The 11,998-nt window shown below is 67.3% G+C and carries 7 protein-coding genes and 1 tRNA gene; all 8 read right to left on the bottom strand.

What is annotated here, in order from left to right; all coding sequences use genetic code 11:
* Positions 1-34: 34 nt before the first annotated feature.
* Positions 35-1,438 carry an ATP-binding protein gene (locus EDC57_RS08845; RefSeq protein WP_123401499.1) on the bottom strand — a complete coding sequence of 468 codons (1,404 nt, stop codon included), beginning with the start codon at positions 1,436-1,438 and terminating at the stop codon, positions 35-37.
* Positions 1,439-1,489: 51 nt separating this feature from the next.
* On the bottom strand, positions 1,490-5,221 hold the full coding sequence (locus tag EDC57_RS08840) for a DUF6079 family protein (protein ID WP_123401498.1): 3,732 nt from the start codon (positions 5,219-5,221) through the stop codon (positions 1,490-1,492).
* A gap of 3 nt (positions 5,222-5,224) precedes the next feature.
* On the bottom strand, positions 5,225-8,344 hold the full coding sequence (locus EDC57_RS08835) for an AAA domain-containing protein (RefSeq protein ID WP_123401497.1): 3,120 nt from the start codon (positions 8,342-8,344) through the stop codon (positions 5,225-5,227).
* Positions 8,345-8,354: 10 nt separating this feature from the next.
* Positions 8,355-8,843 carry a BREX-3 system P-loop-containing protein BrxF gene (brxF, locus tag EDC57_RS08830; RefSeq protein WP_123401496.1) on the bottom strand — a complete coding sequence of 163 codons (489 nt, stop codon included), beginning with the start codon at positions 8,841-8,843 and terminating at the stop codon, positions 8,355-8,357.
* Positions 8,844-9,219: 376 nt separating this feature from the next.
* Positions 9,220-9,295 (bottom strand) — tRNA-Asn (locus tag EDC57_RS08825).
* 71 nt (positions 9,296-9,366) lie between these two features.
* A complete protein-coding gene (locus tag EDC57_RS08820; protein WP_123401495.1) occupies positions 9,367-9,987 on the bottom strand; it encodes a LysE family translocator in 621 nt (206 codons plus the stop codon).
* Positions 9,988-10,073: 86 nt separating this feature from the next.
* Entirely contained in the window at positions 10,074-10,613 is a 540-nt protein-coding gene (locus tag EDC57_RS08815; RefSeq protein WP_123401494.1) for a GspH/FimT family protein, read from the bottom strand.
* A 149-nt stretch (positions 10,614-10,762) separates the two neighbouring features.
* Entirely contained in the window at positions 10,763-11,947 is a 1,185-nt protein-coding gene (locus tag EDC57_RS08810; protein ID WP_123401493.1) for a pyridoxal phosphate-dependent aminotransferase, read from the bottom strand.
* Positions 11,948-11,998 lie beyond the last annotated feature (51 nt).

The following is an 11,998-nucleotide window of genomic DNA, read 5'->3' as shown; positions in this document are numbered from 1 at the left end:
ATGAGGCCGCCTTATTTCCGCCTTATTCCCCGCCTTATCCATTGTCTTGTCTCACCAATGACCAGGCAGATCCCCGGCCATGCCCCGACGACGACACCAAGCCCAGCTTCTTCAGATGCAAAAGCTCCTCGCGAAGCCTCCGGTCAGACGGCGGATTCTCCAACCTGGAACGAATCTCACGCAGGGGCATAGACGGTTTTTTGGACAAGACGTGCAGGATCTCCCGCTGTCGTTCGGTGAGGTCATGCGCTACGCGGTGCGGGGCGATGTAGCCGCTGGGCAAAAAGCGCACCCAAACGCTGCCGGCCTGTTCGCCGAACTCGGGCTCCGGGTGCCCCGCCTTGACGCAGAGCTCGACGATCTTCTGTGTGCCTCGGCCCCAGCGCTCGATGACACCGCGCAGGTAGAACACCTTGGCGATCAGCGGATTGCGCGGCTTTGACGGGTGGTCCCGCTTGAGATCATCAGGTGTAAGCCCGGCGGGCAACGTGCCGTCGCTCCAGATCTCCAGGCGATCATCGTAAATCGCCAGGCTGACTGCCCCACCTGCAATGGTGTAGTCCCTGTGGCAGAAGGCGTTCACCAGCGCTTCCCGCAAGGCCTCCAGCGGAAACAGCGGCTCATCCTCCCGCTCGAACAGGCCGGGCACGATCCGGCCGGCCACCGGAAGGTGGCGGCGCAAAAACAACATGGCCTCGTCGAGCAGGGCAAAGGCGTGACCTTCGATCTGGCGCTGGTCGAGAAACTCCGACTTATTCACCCCGCGGAAGCGGGCCATGCGCAGCTGGCATTGGGGATAATCGGGCAGGAAGCGGGTACCGAAGAGCACCACCGCGGCGTTGTTCAGTCTGCCCTCTTTAAGCAGCCCCAGGCGGTTCAGGATGTCGGGCACATCATTGCCCGTTGACTCCGGCAAGCGTCCGGCGGCGATGCCCAGACGCACAGTGCGCAAGACCTCCTCTTGGTCCAGGTCAGTTGGGCCGTATCCTTCGGCAAGAAGTGTCTCCCAGCGCGTGCGGCTGTCCGGGCGCTCGGCCAGAAGCTGATGGTAGGTTTCCTGGGGCATCACGGAGGTGGTGGGGCCTACCCGCTGATAGGGCCGGCCGTCGAAGACATAGGGGCGCCGGACGGGATCCGGCAGCGCCTCCAGCATCAACACTTCCTTACCGTTCCCGAGGTCAATGCGGGCCTGGGTGATGGTGGCCGGAGGCTCGAAGCGCCGAAGCCAGTCGGCCAGCTCACGTAGCGTCTTGTCGGAGATCGCCTGCCCGACGATGCGCCCCTGGGGCGTGACGCCGAACAGCACACGTCCACCGCTGCCGTTGAGCATGCCGCAGAGCGTTTCCATCGCCCGGCGTAGCTGGGCCGTGGATTTCTTGAATTCTGAAATCTCAGACTCTCCGCGAGCAACCAGCGTTTTCAGCTCGTTCAGATCCATTTCCAATTCTTGCGTTTTTCATTCGTGTCTATGCGTGTTCATTCGTGGTTCCTACTCCAACACGATCCTGACCTTGCCGGGCTCGTTGCCCTTGGTGAGTTCATCGAGGTATTCCTCAAAGCGTTTCTTCATCTCCGCGGGCGTCGCGGGTGAGCCGCCCTTGAGAAGCGCTGCGCGCAGATCCTCGGTCTTCACCGCGACCTTGACCAGCCCGGAGAGCACCTCCTGCAGGGCGTGAATGAAATCCTGGCCCAGCGCGTCGGGCAGCTTCCGTTCCTTGAGGAAGGCGTCCACCAGCTTCCTGGGCTCGGGCTTGAGCAGGTCGAGGTTGCCGCGGGTGGTCGGGTCCTCCAGGTTGGCCAGCAGCGTCTGGGTCCAGTCGTCGAGGAGCTTGTCCAGCTCCGTGTCCAGATGCTCGAGCACCGTCGCTGCAGGTGCGGCCACGCCCTCCGTGCCGGGCCGGAAGGAGCAATGCGGGCAGACCGGCGATGCGTCGAGGTCCTGCTCGGTGAGCGCGAAGCAGCTCTTCAGGCCGGCCAGGCGGTTCTGGAAATCGGTCAGGTGCTGGCGCGGCATCAGGTCGATGGTGGAGAGCCTCGAGAGGGTTTTGAGCCGCTCGTCTCCCATCAGCGCGCTCTTGCGCTTGTCCTCGTTCACGCCCAGGCGGGCCCGGGTGTGCATGGCGAGATAGGCTTGCACGTAAGACTTCTTGAGGTCGGTGAGCTTGCGCAGGGTCTGCTGGCGGAAAGCGCTGGACGTGCGCTGGGCCGGGTCCGACACTTGCGCGAGCACCGCATCTCGCGTCGCCTTCATCCGCTCCACCCATTCGTGGTTCGTGGGCAGCACCGCCTCGGCGGTGGAGAGATAGGAGGCTACCGGGCCCAGGTCGCTCACCAACTCCTGCAGGGACTCGATCTCCGAGAGGGCCGAAAGATTGTCTTCGTGACGCTTCACCTCCTGGGCGTCGTAGCGGAAGTTCTTGAGCTTGCCGGGCGAGGAGTAGGCCTGGAGGGATTCCAGGAAGGTCTTGGTCTGGTCGAGGCGGTCGCGCAGTTGGGCTGCTTCCTCCTCGGCGAGCAGGTTCCTGCCCCAGAACGGCAGGCCGCTTTGCAGACTCTGCTGGACCAGGACCAGCTTCTCCACCACCGCGGAGATGGCTTTCTGGAGCTGCTGGACCGGCTCTTCCTTGCCCTGGGTGACGAGCTGTGCCATGCCCGGCGTGAGTCCGAGCAGCTCGAAGAGCGCCTTGAGGCCGGGCAGGTTCCAGTCCTTGGGCCGCTCGATATGCTTGAAGACGACCAGGTCCTTCATCGGCGTGGCGGCGAGCTGCGGCAGCCCGGTGGCGTCGAACGTCTTGCCGGGAATCGAAAGCACCAGGTCACCGGAGTAGACCAGCGCGGCCAGGACCACGACAGCCCATTCGCGCTCCAGACGGTAGCCCTTGTCCGGTGCGAAGTACTCAACGCCGTAGACCTCCTGGATCAGCTCCGAGCGGTTGACCACCTGGCCATGCCCCTTCTTCTTGAGGATGTTCAGGATGTGCTTCGCGTACTTGGAGCGGTACGGATCGAGCCGCTCGCCATCGAGGAGCTCCAGGGCGTAGAGCACGGCGGTCGCCTGCTTGGTGCGATTCTGTCCGGCGATGGCGCGCAGGGCGTCCTGGGCTGCCTGCTCGCGGTTTTGGCCCGTGATGAGCACCGAGAAGTACGGATACTCGGGCGCCTGGTCCTGAAAGTGTGCGGACAGGACGATGCCGGCGATGGTGTTCACCAGGTCGCGGAAGTTGATCCGCTCATGGGAGGCGAGCCCGGACAGCTCGCGGATGGACTTGCCTTTGGCCCATTCGACCAGCGACTTGGTGCGTCCCTGGTAGGTCACCTCGAAGGCATCGGTCATGTGCTTCTGCAGCCAGCCCACCAGGTCCCGCAGGAATCCGGTAGCCTTGGACTCGTAGGTAGCCTTGGCGTGGCCGCTCGAGGTGGACGCGAGGTCCAGCGCCGCGGCGTAGTTCGTCAGCGCGGTCCGAAACTCTTCGTCCGTGTTGGTCAGGCGAAGGAACACTTCATCGGCCTTCTTTTCGTCCTTGAAGTGCGGTGGATCGAACGGCTGGATGAAGTAGAGGTAGAAATCACGAGGCGGTACCGCCGTCGAGCGCTCGTTGGGAGCGCCGAAGAACAGGTAACCTTGCCTTGCCGCCTTGTGCTCCAGCCATTCCAGCTCGTGCTGCCAGATCTTGTAGCCGGTGACGTAGGTCTGATCGGTGCACTCCATGACCCGTTTCAGGGCCTCGTAGTAGTAGCGGTCGAGCTGGGAGGCATCGAGGCTCTCGGCGCGCTTCTCGATGAGCGCGTCGAAGTCGTCGGTCTTCTTGAGATCCAGGTAGAACTGCCGGTTGTCCGGGTTGGAGGAGATGAACTGGCCGCTCACCGTCTTGTGGATCTCGCGCAGGACCGTTTCCACCTGGGACAAGAGGTCGTCGGCCGGGTCTCCGCCCAGGTCCTCGATGCCGGGCTGGTAGAGACAGAGCGCGTCGCGCAGCTCTTCGGCCGTGGCGCCCAGGGGTGCGTAGATGTCTCCGGTCGTCAGCCGGTGGACCGAGAGCGCGTGGATGATGCGGAGCGCCATGGGCTTGTACGCCGGCCGGGTGAAGGCCTGCTCGATCCGGGATTCCAACACCTGGCTGCAATCGATCACAGCTTTCACATCTGGAATGGCACGGAAGGCCGGGTTGCTCCGCAATGTGTTCCAGTAGCTATCATAGGAAAGCAGGCCGGGCTGATCGTCGGGCACATCTTTATCGAGGAGCCCCTTCATGGCCAGCGACAGGGTCTTGAGCACCTCGCGCTTCTCCACCGCCGTGACGCGCTCGAAGGTGTCGATGTAGTCGGGATGAACCGGAAAGAGGCGGACGAACTCGTCCATCCGCTCGTTCATGTGGCCGTAGAACTTGGCGAACGGTGTGAGGTACTCGCGGATCTTGGCCTGCTGCTCGCCGGTCTTCTTGAGCAGGCGCTCGGCGACGACGAACTTCACGTCCTTGCGGGCGATGAGGATCTGTTCGAAGCGGTCCTTGACCCGGCGGAGTTGATCGGCCACGAAGGCGAAACGGGGGCTGTCGAAGATGGCCTCCTGCACACCCGCCATGAAGCGGAAGCGCAGGTCCTTGCAGACCTCGCCCACCTCACGGAGGAAGTTGAGGTCGAGGATCAGCTCCTGGTCCTTGCGGGTGCGCAGATAGTCCAGCAGCTCATCCACGACCAGGAGCAGGCCATGGTCCGGATACTCCTGGTGGAACGCGGCCATCATCTCCTCGAAGGCCCGCTTGTTGTTGGGGACCTGGCTGGCATCCGGGAAGGTGTAGGTCACGCCCATGGCGGCCAGGTGCTCTTCCAGCTCGCCGACGAGGATGTCCCGCAGCGACATGGTGGTGGCCCCGATCTCGGTGCGGACCACCTTGAACTTGCCGGCGATCGCTCTTGCTGCTTGTGCCACCTGTGCGTTGCCCAGGGCGGAAAGCAGGTCCGCGTGCTCGGCGATGCTGGAGATCACCGACATCAGGTGTGACTTACCGGTGCCGTAGTTGCCCACGACAAGCAGCCCCTTGTTATCGACGGGCTGGTCGAACTGAAGCTGGCGGATCACAAGGCCGGTCAGCTTCTCGGCCATCTCGTCGGAGATGACATAGGTGCTGACCAGCTGGCGGGCAGCTGCGGCCTCATCGGCATCCCGTAGCTGGACTACGGACTCGATGGGCTCGAATTGGATCAGGTCTCCATATTTCATGGTTTACTCCACGGGTTCTGTGTGTCGGCATTTCGGGTAGTTTGAGCAGCCCAGGAACGCTCCGTAGCGGCCGTTGCACTCGCGCAGCGTACCGCTGCATCCGGGCTCGGGGCAGGGGATGCTACCCGTCGCCCGTGTGCCTCTGCGCCGTTCTCCGCCGCGCGTTCCGCCGGCACCGCGACGGCGGGCATCGATCTTGCCGTCGCAATCGGGGTCCTCGCACTCGAACCAGATGCCGTACCGCCCGTCCCTCCACACCGTCGGTCCGCCGCACTTCGGGCACTCCGGATTGGCGGCAGCGGCGAAGGCCGGCGCGTCCTCCTCGCGGCGGCCGGCCGGTGGGCTGAGGAAGCGGCCGAGCTGCCGGCACGCGGCCGGGCTCTTGAGGCGCAGCATGCTCTCCGAAGTGTCGCGGTGGGAGAGAATGTTGAGCGAGCCGTGCCACAGGATGCGGCCGTCGAGGATCGCGACCTTTTCATGCATACGCGCGCGCAGGTCCACGGTGACACCGATCTCGCGCAGGCCGCGGACCACCTCGCTCACCTCGGCAGTGCCCCCGACGCCGAACTCCTCCGCAGGACGGGTGACCACGCGCACCCGCACGCCGCGCGCGACCGCTGCCCGCAGCGCCTCGGCCCAGCGCGCCGTGCCCGGGCCGGTCGCGAAGGGGGAGAGGATCACGATCGACTTGGTGGCGCGCTCCAGGTCCCGAGCGAAGGCCGGGTAGAAGGTTCCCTCCGTGAAGACCCCGGCCGTCCCCTCGTGCAGATCGAATCCGGCGGGCAGCACCTGGTGCAGGCCGTCGATCCAGTCGCGCTCGGCCAGCGGGAGCAACATGCCGAGGTTGAGGGCCTCGCCATGGGTCTCGAAGTGCTCGATCAGCCCGTGCACGAAGCCGCCGCGCGGCGCCTTGGCGCGCAGGTACTCGAAGTTCCCGACGAGGACGACGTGGTGCCGCGCGCGGCTCACCGCCACGTTGAGCAGCCGCGCGCCGTCCTCCTCGATCCGCGTCGCCCGCAGGAAGCGGCCCAGCCTCACGCCGAGCGAGTCGGTAAAGTCGAGCAGCATCACTCGCTTCTCGTTGCCCTGAAAGCGGTGGACGGTGGCTGCGATCCCTACAGCGCGCTCTCCGAGGCGGTCGTCGAGCAGGGCCTGGATCAGGCGCGCCTGCGATGCGTAGGGCGCCACCGCGCCCACAGCCTCGTTGGGTTCGCCGGCTGGCGGGAGAAAGCCGGTCTCGGCCAGGTGCAGGACGATGTTCCGTACGAGCAGCGCGTGGAAGAGGTTGTACCGGGAATAGGTTCCCACACGGAGGGCGGTCCACGGATGAAACTGCGTCGTGTCCACGTAGAGGAGCGGTGCCGTGCCGAGCGGGAAGTCGCCGCCGCCTCGGCCTGCGGCGGGATCGGTGCGCAGCGGACGGTCAGCGTAGAAGAGGTCGTTGATCACCGCGCAGATCGGCTCGCGCATCCGGTACTGGATGCCAAGGGCGACCAGGTGTGGCGTCGGCTGGCGCTTCGCCAGGCGCTTGGGAATGCCGGCCTTCTCGAAGACGTCGCACTTGAGCCACTCCTCGGCGAGCGGACCGTCGGAGATCACGATCGGCGGGAGCTGGCGGAAGTCGCCGGCGACGGTGACAGAGGAGGTACCGAGCCCTGCCACGTAGTAAACGAGCGGCGGCATCAGCATCGACGCCTCGTCGATCACGACGGCGTCGAACTGGCGAGGCAGGCCGCTGCCGAGGTAGGTGCGGTAGACCGTGGTCGCGAGGATCCGGCAGCGGCCGAGCACCTCCTGCTCGAGGGTGGCCAGTTCGCGATCGATGGTGGCGATGCGTTCGTGGATCTCCCTCAGGCGCTCGCGCACGGTCTGGAGACGATCGCGGATCGCCGGCTCGGGCGGATGATGAGCGATGCTCGTCAACAGGGTGTTGACCTCCGCCTGGAGAGCCGCGATCTCGGTGTCGAGCTTGGGGATGTCCGCGGCGAGCGCGCGGGCCGCCTCGGTCGCCGCTTGGGCCTGCCGCTCCGCCGCCGCCCGCTCGCGCTCCAGTCGCTCTGGATTGAGCCCGGAGAAGAAGCGCCGGATCGCACCCATCCTCCGGGCCCGCTCTAGGTCAGCCGCAAGCTTCGCCGCACGCTCACGGTGGCTGTTCGCCTCTCGCTCCCGCGCGTCGATCGTGGACAGCGCAGTCTCGCGCGCCCGGCTGCGGGCCTCGAGGGTCTGGCGGGCCTGCGCCACCGTCTCGAGGTCCCGGAGCGCAGCCGCGAGGGAGCGCTCTTCGGCCTCGAGCGAGGCGGCTTCGCGAGTGATGGCGTCCTTCTCGCTGTGAAGCCCCTCGCCAAGCCGGGCGACGATCTCATCGAGGATCACCTGGGAGCCGAATCGGCAGCGCAGCTCCTCTTTTACGACCGGTCCCTGCCGGATTACGAGGCCCTGGTGGAACTCAGGCTCGCCCTTGAGACGTTCAGCCACTCGCTCGAGCGCGGTGTCGACGGCGATGTTCGTGTTGGAAACGAGGAGCACTGAACGCCCCGCACGGTAATGGCCCTCAACGATGCGTGCGAGCGTCGTCGTTTTGCCTGTGCCGGGCGGACCCCAGACGAAGGTCGTATCGCTGCCGAGCGAGCGGCGCAGGGCACTCATCTGATCCGCGTTCAGCGCACCGTCGCTCGTCACGCTCGGGTGCGGCTCCACATCGGCCGTGTCCGGCGGGGCCTGTCCGATCGCGCGCTCTGCGGCCGACCGGCAATGCTGGACCTCGCCGCTCTGGACCTTCTGGAGTCGCTCCATGAGACGCTCGATGAGGAACGCGTCATCGGCGACCAGCCGCGCGGCCGCGATCCTGAGTCCGAGATCCTGCTCGAGAGCGACCAGTAGCACGCCGTCCTTGAGCGACACGATGACGCCACGCACGTCCTCTTGGCCGACCGCGACCCGCACAGGTGTGTCGTCACGTAGATTCAGGTCCTCGGTTACCACAAAGCTGTAGAGCCACGACCCTTCGGCCTGGCCGACGCGCTCACCGCCACGCAGCTCGACCTGAGTGCCCCCCCCTTTCTTCTTGATAGCGGCAATCTCTAGATCCAGTGCCCTGATCATTGATTGCAGCACACTGCTCATGCCGCGATCCCTATCTTCTCTTCCCGCTCCCTGGGTCCAGATTCACCACCAGAAAATCACGAAGCGGGTAGCAGCGGTATTCGGGGTGATCCGGGACAGCGTAGGTCATGTGACCATCCACGATAGATCCGCTCCAGGCGGCCACGATCGTCTTGTTCCGGGACAATCCCTGAAGCAGACGCAAAGGGTCCTGCTTCAGGTGGACATCGAAAAGGATCTCGATGTTGTCAAGCAAAACCAGCTCGCCTGTGGCTTCACCCACGATTTCGCCCAAGAGCCTTGGAGCCTGCAGAGCCCGTTGGCGTGCGCTTAGGTCCAGCATCCGGCGAGACAGCTCGAGATTGACGTTGACGAGCGGTGCGGAGGTCGAGGCCGACACCTCCTGCAACGCGGACGTCTTCCCGCTTCCCGCCGGGCCCACCATCAGGATCAGGCGGTGATAGAGGGAGCACACCTCGCCGATCTTTCGCAGGACCTGATCCGCCAAGGGCTCCGCCATCGGGGATGTGCTCCTTGCTGTCTCGGTGCGTTCCTTCTGCTTCCGGGGCCGGTGGTTTGCGGCCGGCGGAGGCCGCCGGCGGCGGCGACAACGGTAAGGATGGCATGGCCTTGCGGGGGCGGCCAACAGGCGGGCGCGGACCGTGTGGGATGCCGGAGCCCGCGGGGCAGGCGCCGGGGGGGCGCCGGGCCTTGGTGGGGTCTGGCTCCCGGGGACGGGCTCGAAGATTCCGCCGGGAGCGGAATCGGACGCACGCAGTGCGCCGGAAGGGCCGTGGCCAGGGATGGCGGCGGTCAGCCGCCGAGAGGCGGTGAGAGCCTGGGTCGGACAAACGAAAAAGGCCTGGTGTGGGTTGCCAGGCCTTTTGTTTCGGGAATGGCTCCCCGGGACGGGCTCGAACCGCCGACCCGCTGGTTAACAGCCAGCTGCTCTACCAACTGAGCTACCGGGGAACGGTGCCGCTTGCGAGCGGGCCGCTATCGTAGGGCAAGGCGTGAGGGGGGTCAACCGTCGTCCCGGGTCCTCAGCGCGCGGTGGCGAGGCGCAGGGCGAGGCCGGCGAAGAGCAGGGCCGAGAGCCGGTTGAGGGCGAGGCCCGCGCGGGGTGTGCGGCGCAGCCAGGCGCCGATGCCGCCGGCGAGGAGGGCGACGGCGCCGAAGACGAGGATGGTGGCGAGGATGAAGAGGGCGCCGAGGGCGAGGACCTGGGGCGCCACGGGGCCGCGGGCGGGGTCGGCGAACTGGGGCAGGAAGGCGAGGAAGAACAGCGTCACCTTGGGGTTGGTGACGTTCATGACAATGCCGCGCAGGTAGAGGGCGCGCCGGCGGGGGCCGGCGAGGGCCGGGGTGGCGGCCGGGTGCGCGGCGTGCCAGGCCTGCCAGGCGAGCCAGAGGAGATAGGCGGCGCCGGCGAGCTTGAGGGCGGTGAAGGCGGCCGTGGAGGCGGCGAGGAGGGCGGCGAGACCCAGGGCGACGGCGCCGGTGTGCACCAGCAGGCCGGTGCAGAGGCCGAGGGTGACGAGCAGGCCGGCGCGGGCGCCGTGCTGGGCCGACTGGGCGAGGACGAAGAGGTTGTCGGGCCCCGGGGCCAGGGCGAGGAGCACCGAGGCGGCGAAGAAGGCGAGCAGGGCGGCAGGATCCGGCATGGGCGTCTTCCTTGCGGTGCAGGCGCCAGGGGGCGTCCCCGCGGGCAAGGATAGGCCGCTGCCGCCGGCGGGGGGAAGGGGCGGGGTCAGGCGGTGCCGGCGCAGGCGGAGGGCGCGGCCTCGGCGATGCGGGGGCGGCCGGTGTTGGAGAGGACGATGCGCCGGGGCGGGACGTCGGTGGCGGGGCAGGCGGTGAGGGTGGCGTTGGTGCCGGGGGACGTGCCGTCGGGGCGGTAGGCGATGCGGCGGCGGGCGAGGCTCGAGCGCAGGGTCAGGCCGGCGAGGCGGCCGTGCGCCGAGAGCAGCGGCTCGCCGGCGTCGTGCTCGCGGTCGCGGTCGGTGTCGACGAAGACGATCCAGCCCCGTTCCCAGTGCGGCTCGGCGAGGCAGGCGGCGCCGTCGGCGGAGGGGCAGAGGACCACCTGGCCGCGGCGCTGGACGGCGGCGGCGCGGGCGGCGTGGAGGTCGGCGAGGAGGTCGTTGAGGGCGGCGGTGACGCGCTCGCCGGCGACGAGGTCGGCGAGCGTCGGGACGACGCCCGCGGTGACGAAAGCGCCGACGGCGAGGGCGACGAGCGCCTCCTGGAGGGTGTAGCCTGCGCCGCGGCGAGAGGCCCGGCCGTCCATGGCGGCTCCTCGCGTCCCATGCGATGCCCGCCGGAAGGCTACGACGCGGGCCGCGACGGGGCCATGGCGGATCGGCGAGGGTTTGTGTCAGCCGACGCCGACGCGGGATGTCGGGCGGGGCGCGGGCGGGTGCCCGCGCCTCCGGCGGGTCAGGCCAGGGCCTCGGCCATGCGCGCCAGGGCCTTCTCGAGGTTGTCCATGCTGGTGGCGAAGGAGAGGCGCACGTAGCCCGGGGCGCCGAAGGCGCTGCCCGGCACCACGGCGACGCCGGCCTCGTTGAGCAGGTACTCGGCGAGGGCCACGTCGTCGCCGACGCCGTCGATGCGCTCGATGGCCCCGGCGACGCTGGGGAAGCAGTAGAAGGTGCCGTCCGCGGGGCGGCAGGTCACGCCCGGGATGCGGTTGAGCGCCTCCACCACGAAGTCGTGGCGCGCCTTGAAGGCCTCCAACATGACCCCGATCGAGGACTGGTCCCCCTCGAGGGCGGCCTGCGCCGCCACCTGGGCGATGGAGGTGGGGTTGGAGGTGGATTGGGACTGGATCTTGGTCATGGCCGCGATGAGCGGCTGCGGCCCCGCGGCGTAGCCGATGCGCCAGCCGGTCATGGCGTAGGCCTTGGAGACGCCGTTGAGGACGACGGTGCGCTCGTAGAGGTCGGGGCAGGCGTTGAGGATGTTGGAGAAGCCCTCCTCCGACCACTGGATGTGCTCGTACATGTCGTCGGTGGCGACGAGCACGTGCGGGTGGCGGCGCAGGACCTCGCCGAGGGCGGCGAGCTCCGCCCGCGTGTACATCACCCCCGTGGGGTTGGAGGGGCTGTTGATGACCACGAGGCGGGTGCGTTCGGTGATGGCGCCTTCGAGCTGCTCGGGGCGGATCTTGAAGTCCTGCTCGATGCCGGCCTCGACGATCACGGGCCGGGCGCCGGCAAGGAGCACCATGTCCGGGTAGGAGACCCAGTAGGGCGCGGGGATCACCACCTCGTCGCCCGGATTGAGGAGGGCCTGGGCGAGGTTGTAGAAGCTCTGCTTGCCGCCGACGGAGACCAGGATCTGGGCGGGCTCGTACTCGAGGCCGTTGTCGCGGCGGAACTTCTCCACGATGGCCTTCTTCAGCCCTGGGGTGCCGCCCACCGGGGTGTATTTGGTGAAGCCGTCGCGGATGGCCTGGATGGCGGCCTCCTTGATGTGGTCCGGGGTGTCGAAGTCGGGCTCGCCGGCGCCGAGCCCGATGATGTCCCTGCCCTGGGCGCGCAGCTCCTGGGCGCGGGCGGTGACGGCGAGGGTCGGCGAGGGCTTGATCGCCTGGACGCGGTCGGACAGTTGCAGCTTCACTGGCGTCTTCCTATGGTGAGGAACCCGAACGGCGGTCGCCCATCTTATAGT

It is taken from the genome of Inmirania thermothiophila (assembly GCF_003751635.1).
GTDB lineage: Bacteria > Pseudomonadota > Gammaproteobacteria > DSM-100275 > DSM-100275 > Inmirania > Inmirania thermothiophila.
The sequence above is the reverse complement of the archived record's forward strand: the minus strand, read 5'-3'. Positions and strand labels throughout refer to the sequence as shown.